Genomic DNA, 26,858 nt, shown 5'->3' with positions numbered 1-26,858 from the left:
TCCTATTGGTGTTTCTTATAAAAAAATGATTAAGTTAATTACTATATTGTTGATACCCTTCAGTTATTAAACTAACCTGAAACTTCTGGCTTTTTTTAATCAAAGTTTTTGAGATTAGTATACCGTTCATAAAATCTTCGTCATACTTCTATGCATTTATATTTCTTTAATTGTTTCAAACAAATCATGAATAGCCTGATGTAAATCTCTAGGTGCCACCGCTCTAAAATATTTAAGCAAATCTTTTGAAGTAGCATAACGATTGGTTTCCATTTTTAGTTTTCCTCTATAACTTCTCCAATCTTTAATAAACCTCTGTAACGCAAGATTAACCTTGTCCTCTCCTATAAGCTGTTGTAAATTGTACATAGCTATTGCTCCTTTGTTGTAGTACACAAAATCTTGATTTTCTACTAGTGCTAGTGATGGTTCTACAGCTGCTTTTTTTCTTTTTGTATCATAAATTTCTTTTTGTAATTCTAAAAATTGCTGCACTTTTTCTTCGGGGTAGTTCTCTTTTAATACCATTATTGCCGAATATTGCGCCAACGTTTCTAAAATAAAATTACGCCCTTGTACATTGGCCGCTTCTACTTGCATTCCGAACCATTGATGTGCAACTTCGTGAGCGGTTATATAAAATGGCATATCCACATCGGATGTATTGTTAATGTTTAAAACAAACCCCATAGCTTCTGAAAATGGAATTGTACTAGGAAACGACTGTGCAAATTCAGCATAACGTGGAAATTCCATAATACGCAATTGCTGATATTGATAAGGACTAAAGTTTGTGCTCAAGTAAGTTAATGATGCTTTCATTCCTGCCATCATTCTATCTAGATTGTAGATATGATCTTTGTGATAATATATTTCTAGATCTACTGGTTTTGTCAATGTGTCGTTAGATATCCAATTATCTTTTTTAATTTCATAATTTGCAGAAACAATAGAATAAAAATTAATTATCGGTTGGTCCATTTTATAATGAAAGTAGTTGCGATTATTTTTCATCCATTGTTTTTGTAATTTACCTGGCACTATAGCCGTTTGATTTTTGCTTGTACCGATTGTAATTTCTAAATTAATTCCATCTGAATCACCTCCAGAACGAGAATTAATAAGTTCTCTACCATCGTCAATTTTCGCTTTATGAGGTCTTGGTTTTAACCCGTTTGTGATACGATCATCTTCATGGTCAAGTTCATATTTGCTATTATAACCAATAGATGGAAGTATACTATTATTGAAAAAAGTTCCGTTATGTACAATTTGTGTGCTAGAGTTATCGTCTTCAAACCCTTTAGGACTGAAAGACTGTTTAAAGTTCATTTGTATAGAACTTTTGGGTTGTAATGGTTTGGACAAGTTGTAAATTGTATAATCGAACTCATTATATTGTGTATTTGCAGTTGCACCGCCTTCAAAAATAACATCTTTAAGTATAACATGTGATGCTATCAATTTCTGAATATGAATTTCACTTATCTGTTCATTAGTTGTATTTTTTAGCGTGTACATTCCTTTAATTTCATAACTTCTAGTTTTGGGATATAATTCAACGGCTAAACTCACATTAGTTATCTGTGGTTGTGGTATATATTCCAAAGGCTTTAGTGTTTTTTCATAATTAACTCTAAAATTTTGTTCCTGTGAATTGGTCCAATACGTATTTAAAATATTGGTGTTATAAAATATATAGATACCAATAACCAGAAATATAGTAATTGACGAAATTCCGAAATATAAAATAGGGTTTGTAATTTGGTTTTTTATGGTCTTTACACGCTTCCATAAACTCGTTTCTGTTCCTCTAACCATAATCAAAGCGCTTGTGATTAAAAGTATAATCCCAAATATTAGCCAATAGGCTTTAATCCAGAGATATGGTTTTAAAAAGTGTCCGTAACCATTCATTTCTGAATATGTCCCTAGAGTTTTACCTCCAAATTTGTATAAACTATGTTGAAATCCGAAAAATTCTGAACTAATATTGATAATAAAAAAAACAAGTACCAAAAAGATACCTATGAACTTATTCTTGCTTATTACTTGAAAGAAAAATGCAATAAAAGTATATAATATTAAGTATGGAAGTATTTCAACAAAGAACCCTGAAAAATAAACGTCCAAATCAAATCTATAATAACCACTTGCAACTTGGAACAGTATTCCGGTAACAATTAAGCTCAACATTAAAACAATATAGATATTAATAAGTGCTAAAAATTTACCTGTTAATGTGATAATGTTATTTATAGATGTGGTGTCATTTAATACATATTGCTTAATGGCTCGCTCTTTCCAAATAAGTTCACCCGAATAGAAAAGTAATATGATAATGAAAAAGTACATAGACATTTCTTGGAGTTCTGCAATTATAAAATGTGTCGCTGGATAACTATCTACACCATAGACAGTTCCTAAATTCACAGAATTGATCACAATAATGATAATTCCACAAATAATAATTGCCCAAAATGAAGTTTCTTTTAATAATGAAAGGGAATAAAATTTAGAAAGTTTAAATAACTGGAGACATTGGGCTTTAAAATTATGGTGTAGCAAAGCTTTTGGAATAGGATAGTTTTTATTTGAACTATTCTCAATAACATTTGTTTTTTTATTCCATCTTCTTTTTGATTTTTTAGCAAGTGTACTAAAAGAAAATTTGCGATACCCAAATAGTAGAACGATTACTCCTAATACAACCCAAAAGAGTTTATTATGCAATAGAATCCCATTTAATGAAATCCCTAATGTGTTACGCTCACCTACCGACCAATCTTTAGCTACCTGTGTTAGAGTTGTTAATGAAAAAGGGTCAAATATGCCTTGTACATATTCATTTGTAATGGCTTTGGTTAATAAAAACATTACAAACAATACAATACCTTGGGTGTACACTACTAATAATTTTTTGCTTAACATTCCCGATACGAAAAACACACAAGCTCCAAAAAACAATGTTGGCACTACAACAACTGTAAATGATTGAATATAAGTAAATGCACTAAATGCCAACATTTCTTGCTCTTTATGCCACGGCATTTGTGAACCTAGCATCATACCAAATAACAATCCACTAAAAATGAATAATAAAGTGATAAAAGATCCTAAAAATCTGCCTAACAAATAATCAAATTTTGTAATTGGATTTATAAACAATAATGCTTCTGTGTCATATTGAAAATCTCGTAAAATAGGAACACCCATAATCATAGATGTCATGATCATAAAAATCCCTGTAATCGCGGCCATTGTTTTTGCTATGACCAAAGGCGCATTTTTTTTCATTAAGCCTAATTCTACTCCTTGAAAAATAAAATCAATTCCAATAATAGAAAACAGAAAAAGAAAACCAAAAAACACATACGTTTCAGGGCGATTAACTCTATATTTAAGTTCAAATTTGAATATTTCGTACCACATAATTTCTAATTTAAATTGTTAATTTGAGAGAAATAAACATCTTCTAAACTCGTGTCAATGAGGGTAAATCCATCATTTGGAGGTACATCGCTAGTAATATGAATTATAGGTTCACCAAGAAATAGTTTGTCATTTATAACATTATATTTCTTCTTATATAAATCTAATTCTGTTCTCTTAATTGTTTTTTGATAGACCTTCCCTTTTAGTTCTTCTATAAGTTGCAAGGGCTTTCCTTTTAAAACTACTTGACCTCTATTGATAATTGCCATATTACTGCATAACTCTTTAACATCATCTACGATGTGTGTAGATAAAATCACGATAGTATTTTCAGCAATTTCACTTAATAAATTATAAAAACGATTACGCTCTTTGGGATCTAAACCGGCTGTGGGTTCGTCTACAATTAACAGCTTAGGATTATTAAGTAAGGCTTGAGCAATGCCAAAACGTTGTTTCATTCCACCAGAAAATCCACCTAAGTTCTGTTTTCTAACATCATATAAATTTGTTTTATGAAGTAAGGCTTTAACGATTTCCTGTCGATTTCCTGAAGAAGTAATCCCTTTTAAAACGGCAAGGTGATTTAATAAAATTTCGGCTGACATTTTTGGGTACACACCAAATTGTTGCGGTAAATAACCAAGAAGTTTTCTTATAGACTGTTTATCGTTTTGTACATTTAAGTCATCTAACATCACAATACCCTTATCTGCATCTTGTAATGTTGCAATAGTTCGCATTAAGGTAGATTTTCCCGCACCGTTAGGGCCTAATAAGCCAAACATTCCTTTAGAAATTTCAAGAGAAACATTTTGCAATGCTTTAACACCATTATCATACGTTTTACTTAAGTCATTAATGATAAGTTTCATGCTGTTCGTTTTAAGATTGATATTGGCAAACGTACTAACGACTTCAAGTACTGAAAAGAAAGTGGGATGTATAGAAGTAAATCTGTGACACACATACTTTTTCAAGTTATTAAGTATGTTTGTTATAGTTATCCAAATGTTTATATGAGGTTTTAAGTCGTTTATCAACTAATTTGTACCACAAACTTTATTTAAGTATAATTGACATATGAATTTTAAAATTCTAAATAGAAAAAAGATAATTACAATGCGTGTTTATCGAATAACGCTTGCTATTATTGGTCTAATTATTATCATATTCAATGATACTTTTGGTAAACTGGAGGGTTTTCCAGAATTTATTTTATTCTATTTTATAATCGTCTGTATAACCATATTTCATTGGCTATTTGTAAACATCAAATTTATTATCAACCTAAAAAACGAAAAAGCTAAAACAGAATTAATGCATTTACAGTCCCAGGTAAATCCACATTTTTTCTTTAATATGCTTAATAATTTATATGGATTAGTTGACAAGGATAGCGAAAAAGCAAAAAAACTAATTTTAAAATTGTCTGATATGATGCGTTACAGTATTTATGAAGGGCAAAAGGAATATGTGACTTTGCAAGAAGAAATAGATTTTATTAGCACATATATAGAGCTTCATAAAATGCGTTATCATAAAAAAATTGCCATTAACTTCGAAGTAGAAGTTGAGAATAAAAATCAAAAAATCATGCCATTACTGTTCATTATTTTGGTTGAAAATGCTTTTAAACATGGAGTCGAAGTCTTAAGAAGTAATGCTTTTATAAATCTATTAATTACATCAAAAGAAAATGAAATCTCTCTAAAAATTGAAAACAATTTTGATAACGATGAAAAAAGTGAAAAAGGTATCGGATTACAAAATTTAACGAGAAGATTAGAATTGATATATCCTAAAAAGCACCAATTAATAAAGTCAATAAATAACGAAATTTATACAGCAGAATTAACGCTAAAGGTATGATCAAATATATAATTGTTGACGACGAACATATTGCACACGATATTATAAAAGGATATTGTGACACTATACCGAATCTTACTTTTGCACACCATTGTTATGATGCTATTGAAGCGATGGAATGTTTACGCACCGATAAAATCGATTTGATTTTTTTAGATATAAATATGCCAAAACTCAAAGGGTTTGAGTTTTTGAAAACCTTGCAAAACCCTCCAAAAGTAATTGTTACTACGGCGTATCAAGAATATGCTTTAGAAGGTTATGAACTTAATATTATAGATTATTTACTAAAACCTTTTAGTTTTGAACGTTTTGTTAAGGCCATAAATAAAATCCAGATTAATGAAGGAGTTAAAGAGATATCCAATGTCAAAAAAGAAGAAGGGAGTTTGTTTTTACGCTCTAATAAAAAACTTATTCAAATAAAAACTAACGATGTTTTGTTTGTTGAAGCAACTGGAAACTATATCAAAATAATTTTAAAGGATAGTGAAATTCAAGTTCGAGAAAAAATATCAGATATAATCAACTTGCTTCCTCAAAATGAGTTTTTTCAAGTTCATAAATCGTTTATAGTTGCCAAAAAACACATTAACGAAATTGAAGGAAATAGAATTTCAATTCAAAAATATATTATTCCTATTGGTAAAGTTTATAAAACTAATATTAATAAACTGTTTTGATAATTTTGTTTCAAAAATATAACACTAAATAAGATGGGTAACTTAACGAGCCATTACTATACTTATGAAATTAACTGTCTTATTATTTTTAACACTAATAACATCTTGTAAAAGGAATCAAATAACAAAAAAAGAGACTCCCTTAAATACTATTCCGATTACTACATTCTCTCTAGAAGCAAAGGAAAATTTTAAAAAAGCACGATTTTTAGTTCAAAATGGACTAAATAATAATCCCGAAAAATATTATAAAAAGGCTATTGAATTAGATAGCTCCTTTGTTAGAATGTATAATTATATATCTATATATTCTACTAATGATTCTATAAAAAGGTTGAATCATGAGCTTGCTAAGAAACATAAACACTTAGTTTCTAAAGAAGAACAAATGTTAGTTGATGCTACAGAATTTAGATTAAATAATTCAAATGATGCAAATGAAAAGAAGTTATTTGAATTGGCCAAAATATGTTCTGGTGATAAATTTCTTCATCATACTATTAGTTTTTTACTCTTTAAAAAGAATCCTAGCTTAGCAATTAAAGCAGGAAAAAAATCTGTGGAACTAGATAAAAATTACGGTTCGGGGTATAATATTCTTGGATATGCATATATCAACAATAATGAATGGGGTAATGCATTAGACGCTTTTGATAATTTTATAAGATGTGAGCCAGACAATGGAAACCCTTATGATTCTAAAGCGGATTTAATGCTACAGCTAGGGAAATATAATGAAGCATTAGAACTAAAGCAAAAAGCTTATGAATTGGATAAGTCTTTTGATTGGATTCCTGAAGAAATAATTAGCATTAAAACTAAAATAGATTCACTTAAAAGTAAATAAATGAAGAATATTTTTATAGATACAATACATAAAGATGAATACTTAGAGGTGTTAAAAGTTTGGGAAGCTTCAGTTAGAGCTACTCATGATTTTTTAAAAGAGGAAGATATTACGTACTACAAACCTTTGATTTTAAACACCTACTTAGATGCTGTTGAATTACGAAGCGCCAAAGACGGTGATAATAGGATTTTAGGGTTTTTAGGAGTTGCCAACCAGAATCTTGAGATGCTATTTATACATCCTGAAAATAGAGGCCAAAGCATTGGAAAAGAATTACTTAATTATTCAATTAAAGAATTAAGTGTCTCTAAAGTTGATGTTAATGAACAAAACGAACAAGCCGTTGGATTCTACAAACATTTTGGTTTTGAAATAATTAGCCGTTCTGAATTGGATGCTTCTGAGAAACCATATCCTATTTTACATATGGTATTAAAATAATATCAATAATGAACGAAACCAGAATAACTATTAAAAAGCGGTTAGTATCAGTCCTTCGTGTCCTAGAAAGTTGAACATATAAGTTATAATGTTTCCCAATCAATCATATCCGCAGATTTAACTAATCATGGTATTTATCAATTAGTTCTTAATTTCTATTCAAATAATGTTTTTATACTATTTTTTAGTTCAAAAACAGATTTAACTTCTTTAGAGTCCAGTGGTTTATCAAAAATAGTAAGCTCATCCATCAATCCGATATAACCTAAACCTAACATGATTTTTCCATTTTCTGCTTCCCATGTAAAAGGGTCATTAACATCTTTTATGACACCTGTAAATTTCCCATTTAGATATAATTTAAATGTAGATTTTGAGGTATTTACTTTTGAAAACGTAATGACTACGTGTGTCCATTCTCCTTTCTTAAATGGAGGACGTGTTACAGTAACAGTACGTTTTTTCCACTTAGTCTCATCATTTTTGTTTTCTGGATTCCAAACTTTTAAGTCCCCCATAGCGCCTAACCTAAACTCTCTTGGATTGTCGTCTGTGAAGTCTACCCATAAAGCCGCATCGTTATATCTTACATCTGTAATACATATTGGATCGCAATACCCTGGAGCTAAGTCTTTGTTGGAATCTAATTGCAACCAAAATGAAACAGTACCACTCCATGAATCCCTACTATATCCTATATTTTTAAAAGCTTTGTAAAAAATAGCTGATGTATTTTTATCCGTAAAATGAAGTGCGTCGCCGATAATCCCTTTGTTTTTTGCTAAAATCACATCAGGGTTGTGTATACCTGGTTTGGCATCATCTGCTTTTTTATAATTATCCGCTGTATATATCATTGCATCACCGGTAGCGACATTGGCAGCTAGTTTACCATCGAATGAACTATAAAAAAGTACATGATCTTTTAATTGTGTGTTTTGCGAAAAAGAAATATATGTAATGAGAAAAAAGAGTACTCTGGATATAGATAAAAACTTATTTATTTTCATGATGTTTCGATTAAAGATTAAAATGTATAGTTTCAGTTATCATACTCATTTCAAGAGCTGCATGTGCATGAATTTTTCCTGTATCAAATAATGGGATATCTACGTCTGATTTTGAAATTAGAATAGGCAATTCTGTACATCCTAAAATAGCCCCTTGTGCCCCTTGACTTTGCAGTTCTTTTATGATTTCAATAATTCTTTGCTTTGATGCATTTGTAAATTGCCCTTTTACCAATTCATCGTAGATAATATCATGAATAACCTGTCTTTGATTAAGATCGGGGGTCAAAATTTCAAGCCCAAAATCATTCACCAATGTCTTGGTGTAAAAATCCTTTTCCATAGTAAATTTGGTTCCTAATAATGCTATTTTTTTCAAACCTAACTTTTGGATAGATTGACCGGTAGTTGTAGCAATATGTAAAAAAGGAATATTTACATTTTCAGAGATATAATGACTTACCAGATGTATCGTATTTGTGCAAAGTAAAATGATATCTGCCCCTGCCCTTTCTAGCTGTTGTGCGGCTTGTTTCATAAGTTTTCCTATACCATCCCAATCTCCTTTAAAAGTTAATCGTTCAATATCAGCAAAATCCACCGAAACCATAATACATGTAGCAGAATGTGAACCTCCTAATATTTCTTTTGCTTTAATATTTAAAAACTCATAATACAGTTTTGATGATTCCCAACTCATCCCTCCTATCAACCCTATTGTTTTCATATTCACAGTATTTTTAGTTATATATCTTAGTTGTCCACCTAACAGGTTATTTGAATATTTTGGCCACGTTCGATATAATTTTTGTTTTGACAAATCTATGATGAATAGCAATGCTTGAATAGTTTCGAAATTGATATAAATAAAACTATACTTGAAATTATTTCAACTACAACCTATTTGTAAGTAACTTATCTTTGTAATTATGGAACTGAAATATTTCAGATTAATAAAAACGATAGCAGAAGAAGGCAGTATCGCTAATGCTACCGAAAAACTCTTTTTAACACAGTCGGCTTTAAGTCATCAATTACGAGAGTTAGAAGAGCGGTTGGGTTTTAAAGTCTTCCATAGAACAAGAAATAAATGGGAATTAACCCAAGAAGGTACAGAGCTATATAAATTGGCTAATACACTGTTCGATTCTATAGATGAAGGTTTTAGTGCCATAAAACATATTACAGAGGGCTCTAAAGGTGCTATTAGGTTGAGTGCCGAATGTCAATCATTTTTTCATTCCATACCATCGTTTATTCAAAAAATGGGAATTCTATATCCAGAAATTGATATAGATATAACCCTAGGGGCAACACATCAAACCATATCACAAGTGTTATCTGAAGATATAGACATTGCCATTGTGACATCAAAACCTGAATCTGATGAACTTTCTAGTATTCCTGTTTTTAAAGATGAAATTTTTGCTATTATTCATAAAGAACATCAATTACGTGATCTAGAGTATCTGGAAGCCAGTCATTTTGAAAATGTACATTTGTTAATCAATTCTTTTCCACTAGAAGGTGTAGCTGTTTATGAACATTTTCTAAGGCCTCATAAAATACATCCCATTAAAATTTCTGCAATTCCCTTTACCGAAATTACATTATCAATGATCCAAGCCAACATGGGGATTATGTGCGCTCCAAAATGGCAATTAACTCCTTTTAAATTATCCAAAGAGTTACTATTTAAACGTATAGGAAAGAACGGATTACAACGAAAACATTACTTGGTCGTAAAAAAGAAACATCGCAATAAAAAATATATACACGATTTCATTTCTAGTTTTGAAGAATATTTTCTGGAACCATAATCCATTCTACACGTAATTATGTTTCGTTCCTACTTCGTTACGTTACTAAAAAGCGATAACTACTTACGTTCTATTAGTTTATTGCCAATTATGGATGTATACACTTGATTACGTAGCGTTCTGCTTATTTTGATTTTAGTATTTCCTATGTATATTAAATTTCCTTCGAGTTTTCTCACATGGTTGATACTAATTAGATAATATCTATGCACTCTCATAAATTTTTCTTTTGGCAACTCCTGTTCCATGTGTTTTAAGGAGACCAAAGTAAGATGTCTGTCTTTATGGATTGTATTAATATAAACATAATCATTCGCCGTCTCCAAAAATGTAATATCATCAATAAAAACTTTAATAATCATGCCATTAGATTTAATAAAAATATGACTTTGGTTATCTTCATTACCTTTCTCATTATCTAATTTTATAAAAATATTATTTAATGAATTAAATAGAAAATGTGGATTCATTTGATTGTTTAATTCGACAGATTCTGATACTATTTCTTTCTGCTCCATATCTTTAATGAGTTGATCTTTTTTATACCATTCATCAATTAAAAATAATGTCATTGATAGGCATAAGGATATTATAACCTCGGTAATGATGGCAATTTTTCCTCGTGTAGAACTAAAAAAATTTGATGTGGAGACATTTATGTTTTCGAAATAAAAAGAAAGGTAAAACGATGTAATCATGGTAATTATTATGATACCTAAGATTAGCAACACTATATAACTAGTAATTCTTTTTTTTAATAACAATCTTGGAATTAATACATATAAATTTATGTAAACCAAAATTGCATAGGAAAAGAAAGGAAATATATTAGTCCTTAAATTTTCGAAAATATCTACATTATAATTAAGATCATGTACACTCCATAAAAGAAGAAATAGAAGCCAAAATATAATATGTTTAGAAACTTTATTTGGGTTAAAATTCATTTGCTTAAGTTAAATATAAATGAATACTTATCATTCATTTCATTCAAATTTATTGTCCTTACATCCCTTAAAAAACCTCATTTTAACAGTACCCCTTCTTTCATTCTAAGAAGTATTTCTTTATGGATATTAGAAATATCAAGAATTGGGTCTTTATCAACTACCAAAAAACTACCTTCATAACCTTCCTTTAGTTTTCCGATCTTACGATTAGGAAAAATAGTCACTGCGGTATGCTCTGTCCACATTTTAAGCAACTCAAGATTAGTAAATATATCTAATTCATATAAAAAATTAAATTCGGTGGTAGAGTTATCTATATACGTATCAGAACCAATAGCCAGTTTTACTCCTGCTCTTTTAAGCATCTCTAAATTTCTTTTTACATTTTTGATCAATTGATCATAATTTTCTTTGTTCTTGTTTTTCTTAACCAAAGATATTGTAGTTACAACGGTAACATCCTTCTTTTTTGCCAATAGAGCATCTTCTATAGCGATTGGTTGACCGTTATGTATTTCGGGCAAATGCGCTATCTCGTCGACATTTGCATCAACCGCAACATGAAAATCATAAGCCGTTGCTACATGAGCACTAACTCTCAAATTTGACGCATGAGCTTTTTTGACTATCGTAGCAATTAATTTTGGGCTTAATCCCTTTTTTCCAAAAAATGCAGTGTCGTTTTTACGTTGTTCATATTCCTCTGAATAAAGCAAGTTGATTTTTATGAAATCTGGGGAAAAGGATAATATTTTATCCCATTTTTTGTTTAAGTCGTTAATGTCATCAATAATAACATATCCATGATATTCTATTTCTTCTACAGAATTAAACAGGCCTTTAAAACGACCATACTCTAGGAATTTTTTTCGAAGTGCTATAGGATGACCTCCAGTGCCTGTTAAAGGTGCATGTGCTAGGCTAATATCTAAACCATCTGGCTTATTAAAATGATGCATTAAAGGCCCAATTTTCTTTTTAATCGAAGAAAGCAATTTTACATAATAAACACCATGATTTAAATACGAATTGATTCGCTCGTTGAGCTTATATTTACTTTCAAGATTATGGTTATGTGCTTCGCCAAATGGTGGAATAACATATTTACCCGATAAATCTATAATAGTATCTGTTTTCTTATTCTTGTTACTAAAACTGATCAAGCCATTTATGATCCAAACTGTTTTCTTTTCAAAAATTTGTCCATTAAACCAATTACCATGTATAAACTTTGTAGTTGGACTATTAGAGTTCTTCTTTGCATATTTAGAACTTTCATTTTGTTGAGCATGACAATAATAAGTTAGACATAACCATATAATCAATACAAAATAGTTTTTCATTGTGAGTAGATTTACTTTTTAAGTAAAGTAATCATGGATAGGTTTAATACTAAAAATTAATCGCCATGTGGAAAACTCTAATAGGTGAAAAGTAAAATATCATAGATTAACCAGTTCATAGATAAATTACTTTTTCCCAATCTACGGCTCTCTTGTCAAATAATTATTTATGGATCATTATGCCTTTGATACTTTCGCGAGAGCAACAATTTGCACTATCGATAAATAGCAATGTACTCATGGCATTTACATAATTAGTAAAGACTTGTATAAGAATTCTATTTAATTTTGATTTTTGACTTACTTGTTTATTACAAGTATATGTTATTTTACATGCTTCCATAGTTTTTATATTTACATGAATGTCTTCGGTATCAAAAATGTCAATGATTACATCATAATCATTGACACATATAAGTTTTTCTATTTTCTCAAAATCTACCGAAACCCCTATTGTTTTTGTCAAAATTATAGTGAGAATTACTATTTTAAAAGAAAGTAAATTGAGCGTTAATCAAGCCATGGTTGAAAAATTTTCAATTATATGGTTTAGATTTTATGCTCATTTCTCATGAAATACCATACTCCATCTATTGTTAAATATGTACTACATAGCATAAACTAAAATAAAAGATGCTTTAACTCTAGAGTTGAAGCATCTTTTGGTAAATTCCGAATAATTCTTAATTCACGATTAGTTTTTTAATGACGCCTTCATCACCATCGACTTGTATTTTTAATATATAAATACCTGAACTAAGCGATAAGCTGTTGGCAGAAAAACTATTGATACCCGATTTTAATCTAGTTTCATATTTTTTCTGTCCTAAAGATGAATAGATACTCATGATAGCCGCTTTAGTAGTTTTTGTACCCATATGAAGAGAGAATTCGTCTCCTGTTGGATTGGGTGTCATGATAATAGCAGCATTCAAACCTTGTTCATCTTCATTACCCAATAAAGCCGATTTACGATCTAATTGAGCAATCACTTCTTTGGCAGATAATGATCCATTACAAGATCCCTCATAAATTCTAACATTAGAGAATAACGAATTATTTCCTGATCCTGTATCATTATCATTAATAAACACCAATCTATCCATAACTCCTGTATAAAAATTCCCTACAGGGATTACATAGGTAGTTGTACCAGATGAATAATTATCAAAATTGGTTACTCCATAATTTTGAGTACCATGCACTTTAAAATAACGTGACGATGTTAACGTATTATTATTCTCGAATCCTATGGCATGAATTTCTCCTTGTGAAGTACTACTGAAATCAAATTCAATAACTGTATTAGCAGTTACAGTGTAATCAAGGCCAATATATTTCCAAGTGTTATTAGATAAGGATAATGCCTCCCCTCCATTTTCTATCGAGAAATCTCCTGTATTATCTTGATTAGAGAAAGAGGTTACAGTAAAATTATTAAAGTTAATATTATCACATGCAGGACCAGGATCAACAGTACCGTTTTGGATCGTTATAGCATCGATAGCAATATCACTTTGCCATCCACTAGTGCCAGAACCTGTAACCACATTAAATCGCAGTTGTACACTGGATTGACCTGCATATGTAACTAGATCTACATCTGCTGCATTCCAGTTATTACCTTGATTACCATTTTGAATAAATATGCTTGTCCAATCACCTTCATTATTGATTCTCGCCTCGACGGTTAAACTATTAATTGCACTACCAAACATATGATACTCAAAATTTAATCTTGGTGAGTCTACTGCACTAAAATCTACACAAGGAGAATTAAGTATAGCTCTTTTATTAGGAAAACCAGTATTATTACCAGAAGCCTCTACATAAAGGTAAAAACTACCATCTGCTCCAGTCGATGGCCCAGTACTATTAGACGGCGTACCACCGGAATCTCTTGTCCAGTTTAAATCATCAAGCGTGGACTGTGACCATTGCCCCAAATTACTTTCAAAACTCTGACTATACGGAAAAGAAGCTATATCTCCCGTACATATTTCACCTGGCGGTGGTGGCGGTGTTGTTGGATCTATTGCTCCATCAATATCAAATCGAGAAAAGAAGTCCCAAATTTCTTGTGAAGTGTTGATATTACCACCAACCCAACTATGTGCTTTTCCTTGCACCCTAATAAACTCTGCCGTTACACCATTATCACCATTATCCCAAATAGAACGTGTTGATCCTCCTCCTAATTGAATAACATCTGGTGTAGCATCTGCATTATTAACAGCAGACCAGTACTCCATAACATCATTTATGGGTTCATTCGTTCCGTTTCCGTTAATAGAAATAACATTATCATTAGTACCTGTTATTTGTAATACAGCCGTTGGATGCTGCGGTTGACATTGATTGTTGTCGATCCATCTTCTTGTCATACTACCTGCTACAGAAGCGACTGCCGCTATTCGTGAACTTAACTCACAAGCAAGTCTATAACTAAAAAAACCGCCGTTTGAAAAACCAGTGGCATAAATTCGTTTTTCATTAATATTATAATCCTCTTGTATTTTATTAATTAAAGCATCAGAGAATCCTAAGTCATCTTCGTTACCTCCAAAATTATTATTTATGGCCCATCCTGCAAGAAAACCTAAACCTTGAGGAGTAACAAATATAAATTGATTATCCTCTGCCAATTGCTGAAAATTACTTTGGTTATACTGCACATTAATGTTATTTGTAAAACCATGGTAATTTAAAATTAGAGGAGCAGGTTTATTAGCATCATAACTTTGGGGAATGTAAAGACGATATTGCCTTGTTCTTCCGTCGTGTTGTAAAGTTGTATTAATGACCTGTTGGGCATAGGTAGAAATTGTAATAATACATGTAATTGCCAAAAGCCATATAGATCTTTTGGTAAGCCTAAGTCGAGTTTTCATTGTGTTGATTTTAAGATTAATTAGTTTTTATTATGATAGCATAATAAAATAAAGAAACATAATTAATCTTATTTATTTAACAGATTTATTAAATTAATATTAATTTCAAACACAATATTTTATTAAATCGATATAATTATAACTTTTGACGGGTACACATGTTCGTCGACTTTGCCATAATTGAACCGCATAAAAAGTTATTAATCAATTTGGACATAAGAAGGTTTTGAAAAGAAAATTTAAAGAGAATTTGGTGTTTATAGAACATTATTAGAGACTACTTAAAACAGATTTTTTTAAGCGTACGCTAATTGGGATTTCATAATTTTTAATAAGAATTTGATTCTTTATAATTTTGTCTACTTTGTATTTTGATACGATATACGATTTATGAGTTTGTATAAAATCCTCTTCGGGTAAAAGTTCTTTAAAACTTTTTAATGGCATGTTCGTAATTATAGCCTCTTCTGTGGTTATTACCTTGATATAATTTTGCATCGCCTCTACAAATAGAATATCTTTTAGGGTTATCTTTTTAAGCTGTTTGTCGCTTTTCACAAACAGAACGCTATCCTTAGGGTTATCATCGTAATATTGATGCACTTTATTTGCTGCCTGCAAAAAACGTTCAAATGAAATGGGCTTTACTAAATAATCTAAGACGTTATATGAAAAACTTTCGAGAGCATATTCTTCATAGGCGGTAGTCATAATAACAGAAGGAGAATTTTTTAGTTCCTTTAACCAATCGATACCTAAAACAATGGGCATATTGATATCCAAAAAAATTAAATCAATTTGATTTTCTTCCAGATAATGATTGGCTTGCAATACATTCTTACACAGTGCAGTAACATGTAAAAATGAAACCTCTTTACAATATTCTGCAATACCTTCTCGGGCAATGGGTTCGTCATCGATAATTAAACAGTTTAGTTGTTTCATTTTGTACGCTATAAATCAATAGAAAGGTTTACAATATGATTAACGTTGTCTTTTTTGATATTTAGATCATGTTGATCGGGATATAATAATGATAGTCTTTTTCGTACATTGGTTAATCCTATTCCCCCTGCTATATTTTCATTAATTAACTTATCATAACTGTTCGTAACATTTAGATGAAGCTTCCCTCCCGCTTCTTCAATTTTTATCTTGATTATATTCGCACTACTATCTATATGATTACTGCAGTGTTTAAAGGCATTCTCAATAAAAGGAATTAACAGCAAAGGTGCTAATTTCATTGTAGGATTCTCTGAATTGATATCATAATCTAATCGAATGTCTGAACCTCTACGAGTCTCTTCAATTTTGATATATTTTAATAAGTAATCTAATTCTTTTTCTAGTAAAATATGAGTATTGCTTTCATATAGTTGATAGCGTAACAAACCCGAAAATTGTAGCAAGGTCTCTTTGGCCAAAGCATCATCTTTACCAATTAAATGATACACACTATTGATACCGTTAAATAAGAAATGAGGGTTTAATTGAGCTTTCAGATATTTTAATTCGGTTTTATAAGTTTCTTCTAGAAGTTTTTGTTTTACTTTTTCTGATTTTTTGTGCTCTAATTTAAACAGATAGTAAAAACCAGCTACACTATATAGTACATGAAATATAGTATTGGTAATGAAACTTCCTAATACTTCTTCTGTATTTATACTATAAATATTATAGAGTATATAATCAAAATAGGTCTCAATCAGAGAAATTGTAGTGATTATGACTGTAGAAATTAGATAAAATTTCAACTTTTTATTTCGGATGTACATTTTAGGTGCTAACCAAAGGGCTTGTACATAAAATAAAACGGCATTAAAAAAAAGGCCATACGCATAGGCATAAGCTAAACTACCCGAATCATAGGTAAAACCATTCCAATTAAATTGACTTACAATCGCAATAAACCAATAATTCAATAACCAGATGAATACATGTACTGCTACTAATGCTATTTTAGAGGTATTCATTTTAAATATTTTAAACAAAGGAAAGCATAATTTATTTGTTTAATAAGTTACTTCAACGATGATCAATAAATATGTAACGGTTATCAAATATTTATTTTTTGAAGCCTCTATTTCTGTTTTTTTGCCTTAAAACAAAATCACATGAAAAATATAAGTCACTTACATTTAATCGCTTACACCATTCTGTTAGTTGTTCTTTTGTCATGTAGTAAAGATGATACTACTGTTACAGAACCTTCAAATTCATTTGATGAAATATCAGATATTGCCAAATTCTATGGGAATCTAGAGGGAGATATTGTAGTTATTCATGCACAAGCTGGGCCCAGTATTGAACTGGATGACGATACTACTTCTAATCAAACGGTAATTGAACTGGGTATACAATCAGCATTATATGTAATGGTGCATCAGGTACAAACAAAAACTCCAATGCTATTCACAAGTGCAGATATTACTTTTGAACAGGCAAAAGAATACGATTTGCAAAGTATCTCTAATATAAAACGTGTTGTTGATTATTTTAAAAATCAACAAGGAAAAACAATTTACGTACTTGGAGTATCATTTGGTGCTTTAATTGTACAAGAATTGATTGCTACTCATGGAATTGATATTGCTGATGGTTATCTTATACTAGGTAATCGACTTAATGCTGATAGTGACGCCTGGCAAGCCCTTAGCGAAGGGGAATTCCCAATTCACATTTATGACAATGATGGCAATTACACTGTTGAGTTAGAAAATAACCCCGATTTTGATACTGTAGAAGAAAGAAACATGGGTAGATTAATTGCCGGATTAGCGTTCAATCGGTATACAGATAAACTAGATAGTGCTTTAAGTCTTTCAAAAGTAACTTATGTGCATGGCAACAGAGATGAAGCAGCCGGACCGCTTTCTACTCAAGAAATTCAATTTTTAAATGATAAAGGTGCAAATGTAATCCTATCTGATGGCGGCAGTCATGATGATGCAATATCGCTAGGTGCAGGTCTATTAAAAGATATATTCGGAATAGAATAAACACTTTTGATAAACTATAACTAGAAAAACTAACACGTATTTCTAATTCGATTATTTCAAATATTTATGTGCAAAAAAATCTTCTATTTGTTTTCGGCCTTTACATTTTCAATAACAACAGTTTTTTCTCAGGTAGAAAACGAACCCAAAAAGAATACTTTAGAATTCTCTACAGGTTTCACTTTTGGTTACCTTAAAAATTTAGCTTTTGCTCCGGTAAGGCGCTATGACTATAATGCAATCAACTATCAATTTAGATATACTCGCATGACCAAAAGAGAAAAGCTGTTTGAGGTACAGTTGGATTATCTAAATTCAGAATTAGAAACCAATATAATTCCAGAGCCTAACCCTCAATATTCTAAAATAATTCTAAATATAAGCTCATTAAAACAAGTTTATAAAAATGATAAAGTCAAAGTACATGTGGGTCTACAGACACAAACCAATGTCTCTTCTTATTTTGATTGGAAACAATACGATTTTCAACAAAAACTTGGCGTTGCAGGGCGATTTGTGTATCAAATAAATAACAAACAATCACTTTCTTCCAAAATAACAATCCCATTTATACTATGGAGAACCTCCACATTTGAAGAAAACTTTTATTCCATAAGCAAGTACCAAAGTGTTTTATGGACAACAGAATACAAATACAATCTCTCTAATCACTTTGATCTAAAAGTAAGCTATAATTTAAATTATGATAAGCTTCAAATTTTTAATGCATACAGAGAGCTGCAACATCAAATTAATCTTGGTATTAACTTTAAATTTTAATCCATTATGAAATCTATTAAGCTGTTATTATATACTTTATGTATCACTTTGATCTTATTACTAATATCTTGTACGGATACTTTAATTGGAGATGAAGGCACACTAGATGAAGACATTTATCTAAACTATCAAACAATTACGGATCTAGAATTACCTTTTGAAGAAGAATGGTATGCTGTAAATGCAGGAAGAACACATAGTGCAGGCGCTCATCATTTTGTTTCTCGTAGAGAAAGGTATGCTTATGATATGTTGATTGTACAAAACCGAAAAAGCTATGCAGGAGATGGCAGTAAAAATGAAGATTATTATTGTTTTGGAAAACGTTTAAACTCACCAGGTAATGGAAAAGTAGTAGCCATTGAAAATACTGTTGAAGACAATCAACCCGGTATTGTGAATCGTACTCAGGTTGGTAATTATATTATTATCGATCACTTAAATGGTGAAACATCGATACTAGCACATTTAAAAAAAGGATCAATAATCGTTGCTGTTGGAGATACTGTCATTAAAGGTCAGGAAATTGGGCAAGCTGGTAATAGTGGTGCTTCTACCGAACCACATCTACATTATCATTTACAAGAAACATCAGAACCTTTAAATAAAGGGTTGGGACTTCCCGCTCAATTTTTGAATTATTATGAAGACGATGTATTTGTAGAAAGAGGTGAGCCTATAAGAAATCAGAAAGTGAAGAAGGTTATATCTACAGCTTTTTGATGTCAATCGGTAAGATCTTACTATATGTGCCATCAAAAAACTCAAGTGTCATCATAAGGTTTTTGGGATTTTTATCTAAAATTTTAAAAAACACACGAAATGCTTTAAAGGTTTCTTTATAAAGGTTATTATATGAAAGATTTTCCTGCGCTTTGGCTGTATTGATATCGATCAATACATTGAATATAGGGTTATTACCTTTAAGACGAATTCTCTTAATTGCATTCCAATTGGTATATTTAATTGTAGTATTAGTAAAGCGATTGTTTTTGTAAGACAAAATATCATAACAGTAGGTTACTGGGAAATGTTTAATTTTTTTTCGTAAAACATATTTTAGATTGCCCATATTCCCAAGAGATTCCTCGTTTTGAGCGCATTGACATAAAATTAGGGGCATTTTTTTTCTGTCTACATAATCGATTATGGTATTTTTAGAATCCAATAATTTATAATATTCCCAATCCATGATTTTGTAATCGTACCGCTTTATAGAGTTATCTTCCATTATAAACTTCAAAGTTAATTTATTCGATCCTTTGGGTACTTCTACGTTAAAAATCTCAAAAATTTTATTAGTGGGTAAAGAATAATTGTTTCCTTCTAAATCATCAAAAAAAACAATTGTTTCGATAGTTCCTGGTATCGTATTAAAACGAGCCTTGTATTTGTAATCAACATAGATCGTTGGCGCACTCAAATCTTCGCTTGTTGAGCTTATTATTAAATCTTTATTAATGCTGTTTCTGGATGAAAATAGATTTACTTCTACCGGACTTGTATATGTATTATCCTTTAATTCAAACCATACAGAAAAATTTGAAGAACCTTTTCCGTAAGGGATTTTTAATTCAGAACCGATATTGTTAAAATAATGATCTATTAAATCTGTAATCTGAATTTTAAACTCTGGAGTACTATATTTTTCACCAAAACTTATACTTTTCACGTACCTAGATAGGTAAAAAAGTTTTTCTTGAAAGGGTTCTCTTAGAATAATATACCCCTCTGTATATGCATACCTAATATCACCCTGTAGCTCTCGTAATTTCTTTGATAGTTCTTCCTGATGGAATTCCTTGTTTTGATAAAACCTAAAGAAAGGAGCAACCAAAGTTTCCATAAAGTCTAATCGTATTACTTTACCTTCTCCACTAGTAGAATTGGTCTCTAATAACATTCCACTACTTATTCCATTAATTTTTAGTAAGGAACCACTCATTCCGCTAGTAAAAGAATCATCACTATCTACAGGAAGAATATATATATACTCACTCCCAACAATCTTTGTGATTCTAACATCTACAATATCTACCGAGCCTCTAACGTTTACAGTTTCAATTGTTCCATGAGTATCAATTGTTAAATGTTCTTGAATTTCTCTAGAACTCTTCCAGGAGGCTGCCTTGATTTCATCGCCTTGTAGGGCTAATATTGCAACATCATACTGTGGGTAAGACTTGATTAACTTACCCGCAGAAACTAAACCTTCTTGACTTGTAACTTGTGCTTTTGAAGCAGACTTCTGACCCATTACATGATATGGCAAAATAAGATAGTTCTCGGTATTTAAAAGGTGATAAAACTTTGAAGAATCAAATGTTCTTTTTCGCAATAAACCCTGTCCTATTTCTATCGAATTTACATATACGGTTTTTTGAGAATAGCAGTTTGTATTATGTAAAAAAGCAATTATAAAAGTTGTTGTAATAATCCTGTCAAAAAGATTAAAAAACGGTGTGTATTTTTTAATTTCAATATCCATTGTTGACATATTCTAAAAAAAGCGGAGTATTCGTAAGGTCCTCTAATAAAAGTTCAAACAATACCTTTTTTGTATTCTTATCTAAATTTGTATACCAAAATGCATTATCGCTTTTATGGTTTTGAAAAAAAACCTCACTAACAACGTATTCTTCTGCGTCATTCGGTTTATACTTTATTTTTTTTATCTGACGTAACAAGTTTTGTAGTTCTATTGGTGTATAATCAGTATTAGAGAGCTCTCTAGAGTTCCAGGAATTTACTGACTGACATACAACACACGGTACTTTAGACATAATATCCCTCCTAATGATGTTATTACGTATACGCTGAGCTTGAATTTGAGAGTTAACCTTAGTGCATTTAAATAAGAGGTTATATGCTATATTTAAATCTGTTACCCTTATTTTGGAAATCGAAGATATAGTGTTTATACCTATTATACTTCCTTTATGACCATCAATCGTTTCTACTTGAAAATAGATCTTAGAATTTTTCGGTGTTGGAAAGAAATAATTTGTTTTGTTTTTAATAAAATTTGGATTAAGTCGAATTGCTAAATCATTTCGATCAAACCCATAACGTATAGTTTTTATTACATCTAAGTGTTTTTTAATTCCACCAAAATATATACTTACTCCTTTATGTTTCGTCTTTAAGGATAATTTTAAACTAGTATCTATTGTATTATAATTTATAACTAGTTCATTAGGTTTTTTTTCTTCAAGAAAATCGGAAATAGTTTTATTAAATTGAGATATCTCAATCAAGTTTAATTCATTTTTTATTGGATATATTGCATTAATAACCCCGATTAAACTTCCTCGATTATAAACTACGCTACCAAGTGGAATACTATCAATTTCTATATCATTTTTTAATTTCAAATGCACTTGATTGAGATTTATAACCTCTCCTTTCATATGTTGCGAAACATATTCTCCATTTTTATCAATATATACTATCGTTATTGCTTTACTGCTGTCATTTACCTCATAATTCAAATTTCTAGCTCGTATTTTTTTATTTAATTTAAGTATTGCCAACTTATTATGTTCATCGAATTCTTCCATCTCCGCAAAGATCTGTTTCGGCCCCGACATGTTTATCCTTTGCTTTCCGATAATTGAATTTCGATTAGCAACAGGAATAACCACATACTCGAAAAAATTATCATTACCTATCAAAAAACCTTGAGAAGGTGGATACGTATTGGTATATACCTGTTGCTGTCCATCAATAAATTGCATTAAAGTACAAAGAGAAAATAGATATGTTAAAACAATTTTATTCATTTAAACATATCCTTTACATCATTAACAGCACCAAATAAAGAGGCAATTACTACCAAAACACCAAAAACAAGTGATAACCATTGATAAAAAATATCGTTTTGAAGTTTATGCAATAACGTGGATTCAGCAGAATGTATTAGCCCACCAGGACTCTGGATATATCCTTTTGAGCCCGCTACCTTATAATTTAAATTCATACAAGGATTTTCGTTAATTGTTAAAAAACCATAATACGGACTAATTCGTTCCTTAAGTTTAAACTGGTCGCCAGTATGTAAAATATATTCTCCAGCCTGATAAACGGTCTTTTTATTAAATGATGTATTTAGCAAGGAAACCTTTCCTTCTCGTAAAATTGGAACATTCATATCTGTTTCTTGAGCCACAGGACTTGGTGTAGAAATAAAACCATTTATCTTGTTGAGTGGAAATACAATTGTTGAACCTTGATGGGATCGATATTGAATACTATCAAGTACAATATGGATTGACTTACCTAATCGTTTTTTATAAGCATCATAATGCAATGTCCCAACACTTGTATTTACTGTATTTCGTATACTTATAGCACAAAGACCTAATGATACTCTTTTGATTGTGATAGTAGTAGAATCGTTAAACTTCAACGATCCTGAGAAATAAGAATCCTTGGTTTGATTACTAATAAGTTTAGCATTTTCAAAAAACCAAATCAATTCTGAATTATTACCTGTATTAATTGAAACGCCTTCAGTTATCGCATTTAGCTCATAACTTGTTTCTAAACTAGATCTTGAGAATAAATAAATAACAGTACCAAATAGAAGTAATGCCAAGGAAAAGAATACGTATGGAAATATTTTTTTTTTCCAATTTGGAAATCGTATTGAATTATAAAATGATTGGAAATTCATATTCTTTAATTTGTATTTTTCCATTTTCTTTAACCCAAGTTTCACGTACAAAAATGCTGGAATCCTTGCTAACTATATTTATAGGCACTTTACAACTTCTATTAAAACTCACAGGATTATCTTTTTTTAAATTTAAATCCTCAAAAGGCTTGTCTAAAAGTACCCTACCATTTTCAACAACAAGAAGGTTAACATCTTTTCTTGAATTAAAATTTATTTGAAATTCACTCAAATTCTTTTTTCTTTCCCAACTGGCAATTAAATTTTTTCCGATATTGGAGTCACATAATACATCCATAGTAGCAAGTAAAGCTACTTCATCAGGTTTGTAGTGTTTCAATTTTTCTTGATATTTAGTAGGTATACTTAAATTCAACATCCCATTTTCTGCCTGATCTATTTTATAGATTAAGTTAGCTCGGTACCTGCCATCAATGGAAGTAATTCTTAAACAAATTTTCTGTTTACTGATACTCTTAGGGAGAAAAACACTTGCCATTAACGGATTAATCTTTTTCTGACTTGAAACGAACTGTATTCCTTGTTTCTTGAACCCTGAAATAGGTGTACTATCAATCCAACTCTCCCAATTAGGAGGTAATGATTCTGGTTCTAAAGTTTTAAATATAGATTGGCCATGAATTACAATCGACCACAACATAAAAATTACAAGATACTTACTCATATTTTTTAAATTTTCATCACATAAATACTGTTTGTTGATGTAAAAACAAACAACATTCATTTTATTTTATATAATAATACGGGGTGATATACTATAGAAAAATAGTATACCTTAAAACTACAAAAAGTATAAAATGTTCAGTTTTATTTAACTCAATATTAACTAGTTGTGATTTATTAAAACTTTCTATAAAATCTATTAAGAAGTGTTTGATCAACTTTGGTAAAAGAAGACTTTGATAAAACCCCTAATCAATTCTATTAAAAAAGTTAATTTAGCTTTTTAAGATGATGAAATTAAAATTGACCGAAATCAGGAGGTATTTTAATGAACCCTACCCCTATTATTACGATAATCAACAAAAGTTAATTTTGTTATTATTGAGTTTGTCTATTTCTAGTTTTTTGTTTTCTTTCTTTTTTGAACCTTTTGAGGTTAATGTAGCCGAGCATAGAATCAATTCTATCTACATTTTGTTAATTCATGCCTGTATTCCTTTTCCTATAGCTTACTTATATTTTAGTCTGATCAACAAGAATGTTGCGAATAATGTAATGTGGACATTAGGAAAGGAAATTTTGAATCTATCCATTATTCTTTTAATTATCGGAATAGTGGGTTTTTTAATCCGTGATTTAATTTATATAAATCCAAATAATTGGTCTTTTAGATATTTTTGGGAAGAAATTCGCAATACGTTTTTGGTAGGATCACTTCTATTAATCATTATACTGCCTCTTAATCTAGAAAGGCTTATAAATAAACATAGGTCCCGTTTAAAAGAAATACCATCCCTAAGTATATCCAAAAAAAAGAACCTATCCATCACTATTAAAAGTCCAATATCTAATGAAAACTTTGACTTTGAAATTAATGATTTTCTTTTTGCTAAAGTAGAAAGTAATTATACAGAAGTATTCATGTCTTCATCTACTGGAATTAATAAAATCATAATTCGTATTACCCTTAAGGAGCTCGAAGAACAATTAAAATCTTTTGCACAAATATTTAAAGTACATCGCTCCTATTTGGTAAACCTACATTCTATAGAATCTATTTCGGGGAATGCTCAAGGATATCAATTATCATTAACGAACTGTGCTATTACTATTCCCGTTTCTAGATCAAATATTACTAGTTTTAATAGTACCTATTCCAGTATGTAAGTAAAATACTTTGTATTTGGTCACTTCTGCTTGTCATTGATCACAAAAATATATTCTCAAACTAATTTGTTTTTAGGTTTACCAACGAAACAAAAAAACAAATATTTTGACAGTAAAAAAAAGACGATACGATTTGGATTGGTTACGTGTAATTGCTATTCTGGCTGTGTACCTACATCATATAGGAATGCCATTTAATGGTGATGGTTTTCATATAATGAATTCAACATCCAGCAAAACACTTGATGATATAATGGTGTTTTTTGAACAATTTAGATTACCCCTATTATTTTTAATATCCGGTACAGGAACCATGTTTGCATTTTCAAAAAGAACTTGGCAACAATTTTTCAAAGAACGAAGTATACGTTTAGTCATCCCACTAATTTTCGGAATTCTTTTTATCATTCCTCCGCAAACTTATTATGAGCATATAGATAAATATGCTTCTTATCTCGATATATATATTAATGGTTCTTTTTTCAAAACAAATCATTTGTGGTTTATAGAAAACTTATTCATTATGTCGGTTATATTGATTCCATTAATTTTATATTTGAAATCATCTAAGTCTGAAAAACTAATACATCTTCTTGATCATATTACTTCTAAAAAATATGGAATATTATTATGGTTAATTCCTTTAGTTACTATAACTATATTTTTGAAAAAAATATATCCAAGCGACTCAAAAGATATTACAAACCTCTCTTCAACCTTTTATTATAGCTATTTTTTTATTTCGGGTATGTTATTTACTTCATCAAAGAACATTTGGAATTATTTACAGCGGTATAGAAAATTTAATTTCATCTATTTTGTTATAAGTTTCATCCTGTTTTATAGTTATTATCTTTTACCTGGGGAGTACATTTCGCCATATCTTTCTTTGGGTAATAGATGGGATATATGGTATTTGGTATGTGCATTAGTGAGTTGGACACTTGTAACTACTTTACTTGGGTATGGACAGGTTTGGTTTAACAAAAAGAGTATAATACTTCAAAAATGTAATGAAGCCATATACCCTTTTTATATTTTACACCAAACTGTTATTATTATACTTGGGTATTATATTATTCAATTAGATATGAGTATCTCATCAAAAATTGTACTATTAATTTTAACTTCTTTTCCGTTAATTATAATCATTTATAAATTGGTAATTTACCCTTTTAAAATCCCCAGATTCTTATTTGGGATGAAAAAGAAAGATCATACATAAGCACCGTTTTTGGGTATTAAATATTCTCTA

24 protein-coding genes are annotated in these 26,858 nt (G+C 30.2%); 10 read left to right on the top strand and 14 right to left on the bottom strand.

What is annotated here, in order from left to right; all coding sequences use genetic code 11:
- Positions 1-156: 156 nt before the first annotated feature.
- On the bottom strand, positions 157-3,432 hold the full coding sequence (locus tag DK508_RS12040) for a M1 family aminopeptidase (protein WP_109301005.1): 3,276 nt from the start codon (positions 3,430-3,432) through the stop codon (positions 157-159).
- A 5-nt stretch (positions 3,433-3,437) separates the two neighbouring features.
- Entirely contained in the window at positions 3,438-4,310 is an 873-nt protein-coding gene (locus tag DK508_RS12035; RefSeq protein WP_109301004.1) for an ABC transporter ATP-binding protein, read from the bottom strand.
- 247 nt (positions 4,311-4,557) lie between these two features.
- Here DK508_RS12035 and DK508_RS12030 point away from each other — a divergent pair, with 247 nt between their 5' ends.
- The 4 genes from DK508_RS12030 to DK508_RS12015 all read left to right on the top strand — a co-directional run bounded on the left by DK508_RS12030 (position 4,558) and on the right by DK508_RS12015 (position 7,281).
- Positions 4,558-5,307 (top strand): sensor histidine kinase, encoded by a 750-nt coding sequence (locus DK508_RS12030; RefSeq protein ID WP_235016393.1) that lies wholly within the window; start codon positions 4,558-4,560, stop codon positions 5,305-5,307.
- Positions 5,304-5,990, top strand: coding sequence for a LytTR family DNA-binding domain-containing protein (locus DK508_RS12025; RefSeq protein WP_109301002.1), 687 nt, complete (start codon positions 5,304-5,306; stop codon positions 5,988-5,990). Before DK508_RS12030 ends, DK508_RS12025 begins: the two co-directional genes overlap by 4 nt.
- 64 nt (positions 5,991-6,054) lie before the next feature.
- Positions 6,055-6,837: a hypothetical protein gene (locus DK508_RS12020; RefSeq protein WP_109301001.1), complete on the top strand. Its 783-nt coding sequence runs from the start codon at positions 6,055-6,057 to the stop codon at positions 6,835-6,837.
- Positions 6,838-7,281, top strand: a complete 444-nt coding sequence (locus DK508_RS12015; protein WP_200831868.1) for a GNAT family N-acetyltransferase — start codon at positions 6,838-6,840, stop codon at positions 7,279-7,281.
- Positions 7,282-7,436: 155 nt separating this feature from the next.
- On the opposite strand, the gene DK508_RS12010 is transcribed toward DK508_RS12015, so the two are convergent.
- Entirely contained in the window at positions 7,437-8,291 is an 855-nt protein-coding gene (locus DK508_RS12010; RefSeq protein WP_109301000.1) for a LamG-like jellyroll fold domain-containing protein, read from the bottom strand.
- A gap of 10 nt (positions 8,292-8,301) precedes the next feature.
- Positions 8,302-9,018, bottom strand: coding sequence for an aspartate/glutamate racemase family protein (locus tag DK508_RS12005; RefSeq protein ID WP_109301332.1), 717 nt, complete (start codon positions 9,016-9,018; stop codon positions 8,302-8,304).
- Between the two features lie 202 nt (positions 9,019-9,220).
- Here DK508_RS12005 and DK508_RS12000 point away from each other — a divergent pair, with 202 nt between their 5' ends.
- Complete coding sequence (locus DK508_RS12000; RefSeq protein WP_109300999.1) at positions 9,221-10,111, top strand: LysR family transcriptional regulator; 891 nt, start codon at positions 9,221-9,223, stop codon at positions 10,109-10,111.
- A gap of 59 nt (positions 10,112-10,170) precedes the next feature.
- Here DK508_RS12000 and DK508_RS21135 read toward each other — a convergent pair whose 3' ends face one another.
- From DK508_RS21135 to DK508_RS11970, 6 genes are all read right to left on the bottom strand, one after another.
- Positions 10,171-10,683, bottom strand: a complete 513-nt coding sequence (locus DK508_RS21135; protein ID WP_160114676.1) for a LytTR family transcriptional regulator DNA-binding domain-containing protein — start codon at positions 10,681-10,683, stop codon at positions 10,171-10,173.
- A 452-nt stretch (positions 10,684-11,135) separates the two neighbouring features.
- Positions 11,136-12,404 carry an amidohydrolase family protein gene (locus DK508_RS11990; RefSeq protein WP_109300997.1) on the bottom strand — a complete coding sequence of 423 codons (1,269 nt, stop codon included), beginning with the start codon at positions 12,402-12,404 and terminating at the stop codon, positions 11,136-11,138.
- Between the two features lie 163 nt (positions 12,405-12,567).
- Positions 12,568-12,870, bottom strand: coding sequence for a hypothetical protein (locus tag DK508_RS11985; protein ID WP_109300996.1), 303 nt, complete (start codon positions 12,868-12,870; stop codon positions 12,568-12,570).
- A 217-nt stretch (positions 12,871-13,087) separates the two neighbouring features.
- Positions 13,088-15,295, bottom strand: a complete 2,208-nt coding sequence (locus tag DK508_RS11980; protein ID WP_109300995.1) for a T9SS type A sorting domain-containing protein — start codon at positions 15,293-15,295, stop codon at positions 13,088-13,090.
- A 270-nt stretch (positions 15,296-15,565) separates the two neighbouring features.
- Entirely contained in the window at positions 15,566-16,240 is a 675-nt protein-coding gene (locus DK508_RS11975; RefSeq protein ID WP_109300994.1) for a LytTR family DNA-binding domain-containing protein, read from the bottom strand.
- 8 nt (positions 16,241-16,248) lie between these two features.
- Positions 16,249-17,271, bottom strand: coding sequence for a sensor histidine kinase (locus DK508_RS11970; RefSeq protein ID WP_109300993.1), 1,023 nt, complete (start codon positions 17,269-17,271; stop codon positions 16,249-16,251).
- 141 nt (positions 17,272-17,412) lie between these two features.
- Here DK508_RS11970 and DK508_RS11965 point away from each other — a divergent pair, with 141 nt between their 5' ends.
- From DK508_RS11965 to DK508_RS11955, 3 genes are all read left to right on the top strand, one after another.
- A complete protein-coding gene (locus DK508_RS11965; protein WP_109300992.1) occupies positions 17,413-18,297 on the top strand; it encodes a hypothetical protein in 885 nt (294 codons plus the stop codon).
- 66 nt (positions 18,298-18,363) lie between these two features.
- A complete protein-coding gene (locus DK508_RS11960; protein WP_160114675.1) occupies positions 18,364-19,077 on the top strand; it encodes a hypothetical protein in 714 nt (237 codons plus the stop codon).
- Between the two features lie 6 nt (positions 19,078-19,083).
- A complete protein-coding gene (locus DK508_RS11955) occupies positions 19,084-19,800 on the top strand; it encodes a M23 family metallopeptidase (protein WP_109300990.1) in 717 nt (238 codons plus the stop codon).
- On the opposite strand, the gene DK508_RS11950 is transcribed toward DK508_RS11955, so the two are convergent.
- From DK508_RS11950 to DK508_RS11935, 4 genes are read right to left on the bottom strand one after another with little or no spacing between them, the layout of a single operon-like run.
- The gene (locus DK508_RS11950) at positions 19,787-21,565 is read right to left on the bottom strand and encodes a hypothetical protein (protein WP_109300989.1); all 1,779 of its coding nucleotides are present in this window, start codon (positions 21,563-21,565) and stop codon (positions 19,787-19,789) included. The genes DK508_RS11955 and DK508_RS11950 overlap by 14 nt on opposite strands.
- Positions 21,555-22,859 (bottom strand): hypothetical protein, encoded by a 1,305-nt coding sequence (locus DK508_RS11945; protein WP_109300988.1) that lies wholly within the window; start codon positions 22,857-22,859, stop codon positions 21,555-21,557. The genes DK508_RS11950 and DK508_RS11945 overlap by 11 nt, the downstream gene beginning before the upstream one ends.
- Positions 22,856-23,752 (bottom strand): hypothetical protein, encoded by an 897-nt coding sequence (locus tag DK508_RS11940; protein ID WP_160114674.1) that lies wholly within the window; start codon positions 23,750-23,752, stop codon positions 22,856-22,858. Before DK508_RS11940 ends, DK508_RS11945 begins: the two co-directional genes overlap by 4 nt.
- Positions 23,730-24,437 carry a hypothetical protein gene (locus tag DK508_RS11935; protein ID WP_109300986.1) on the bottom strand — a complete coding sequence of 236 codons (708 nt, stop codon included), beginning with the start codon at positions 24,435-24,437 and terminating at the stop codon, positions 23,730-23,732. The genes DK508_RS11940 and DK508_RS11935 overlap by 23 nt, the downstream gene beginning before the upstream one ends.
- A gap of 287 nt (positions 24,438-24,724) precedes the next feature.
- Here DK508_RS11935 and DK508_RS11930 point away from each other — a divergent pair, with 287 nt between their 5' ends.
- Entirely contained in the window at positions 24,725-25,603 is an 879-nt protein-coding gene (locus DK508_RS11930) for a LytTR family DNA-binding domain-containing protein (protein WP_109300985.1), read from the top strand.
- 106 nt (positions 25,604-25,709) lie between these two features.
- Positions 25,710-26,828 carry an acyltransferase gene (locus DK508_RS11925; RefSeq protein ID WP_160114673.1) on the top strand — a complete coding sequence of 373 codons (1,119 nt, stop codon included), beginning with the start codon at positions 25,710-25,712 and terminating at the stop codon, positions 26,826-26,828.
- Positions 26,829-26,858 lie beyond the last annotated feature (30 nt).

Source organism: Aquimarina sp. AU474 (assembly GCF_900312815.1).
Classification (GTDB): Bacteria; Bacteroidota; Bacteroidia; order Flavobacteriales; family Flavobacteriaceae; genus Aquimarina.
Note: the sequence above shows the minus strand (reverse complement) of the source record. Positions and strands in the feature narration are given on the sequence as shown.

Bases quoted from the DNA above. Each gene is read 5' to 3' on its own strand.
- DK508_RS12040 (WP_109301005.1), bottom strand. From the start codon at position 3,432: ATGTGGTACGAAATATTCAAATTTGAACTTAAATATAGAGTTAATCGC.
- DK508_RS12035 (WP_109301004.1), bottom strand. From the start codon at position 4,310: ATGAAACTTATCATTAATGACTTAAGTAAAACGTATGATAATGGTGTT.
- DK508_RS12030 (WP_235016393.1), top strand. From the start codon at position 4,558: ATGCGTGTTTATCGAATAACGCTTGCTATTATTGGTCTAATTATTATC.
- DK508_RS12025 (WP_109301002.1), top strand. From the start codon at position 5,304: ATGATCAAATATATAATTGTTGACGACGAACATATTGCACACGATATT.
- DK508_RS12020 (WP_109301001.1), top strand. From the start codon at position 6,055: ATGAAATTAACTGTCTTATTATTTTTAACACTAATAACATCTTGTAAA.
- DK508_RS12015 (WP_200831868.1), top strand. From the start codon at position 6,838: ATGAAGAATATTTTTATAGATACAATACATAAAGATGAATACTTAGAG.
- DK508_RS12010 (WP_109301000.1), bottom strand. From the start codon at position 8,291: ATGAAAATAAATAAGTTTTTATCTATATCCAGAGTACTCTTTTTTCTC.
- DK508_RS12005 (WP_109301332.1), bottom strand. From the start codon at position 9,018: ATGAAAACAATAGGGTTGATAGGAGGGATGAGTTGGGAATCATCAAAA.
- DK508_RS12000 (WP_109300999.1), top strand. From the start codon at position 9,221: ATGGAACTGAAATATTTCAGATTAATAAAAACGATAGCAGAAGAAGGC.
- DK508_RS21135 (WP_160114676.1), bottom strand. From the start codon at position 10,683: ATGACATTATTTTTAATTGATGAATGGTATAAAAAAGATCAACTCATT.
- DK508_RS11990 (WP_109300997.1), bottom strand. From the start codon at position 12,404: ATGAAAAACTATTTTGTATTGATTATATGGTTATGTCTAACTTATTAT.
- DK508_RS11980 (WP_109300995.1), bottom strand. From the start codon at position 15,295: ATGAAAACTCGACTTAGGCTTACCAAAAGATCTATATGGCTTTTGGCA.
- DK508_RS11975 (WP_109300994.1), bottom strand. From the start codon at position 16,240: ATGAAACAACTAAACTGTTTAATTATCGATGACGAACCCATTGCCCGA.
- DK508_RS11970 (WP_109300993.1), bottom strand. From the start codon at position 17,271: ATGAATACCTCTAAAATAGCATTAGTAGCAGTACATGTATTCATCTGG.
- DK508_RS11965 (WP_109300992.1), top strand. From the start codon at position 17,413: ATGAAAAATATAAGTCACTTACATTTAATCGCTTACACCATTCTGTTA.
- DK508_RS11960 (WP_160114675.1), top strand. From the start codon at position 18,364: ATGTGCAAAAAAATCTTCTATTTGTTTTCGGCCTTTACATTTTCAATA.
- DK508_RS11955 (WP_109300990.1), top strand. From the start codon at position 19,084: ATGAAATCTATTAAGCTGTTATTATATACTTTATGTATCACTTTGATC.
- DK508_RS11950 (WP_109300989.1), bottom strand. From the start codon at position 21,565: ATGGATATTGAAATTAAAAAATACACACCGTTTTTTAATCTTTTTGAC.
- DK508_RS11945 (WP_109300988.1), bottom strand. From the start codon at position 22,859: ATGAATAAAATTGTTTTAACATATCTATTTTCTCTTTGTACTTTAATG.
- DK508_RS11940 (WP_160114674.1), bottom strand. From the start codon at position 23,752: ATGAATTTCCAATCATTTTATAATTCAATACGATTTCCAAATTGGAAA.
- DK508_RS11935 (WP_109300986.1), bottom strand. From the start codon at position 24,437: ATGAGTAAGTATCTTGTAATTTTTATGTTGTGGTCGATTGTAATTCAT.
- DK508_RS11930 (WP_109300985.1), top strand. From the start codon at position 24,725: ATGATGAAATTAAAATTGACCGAAATCAGGAGGTATTTTAATGAACCC.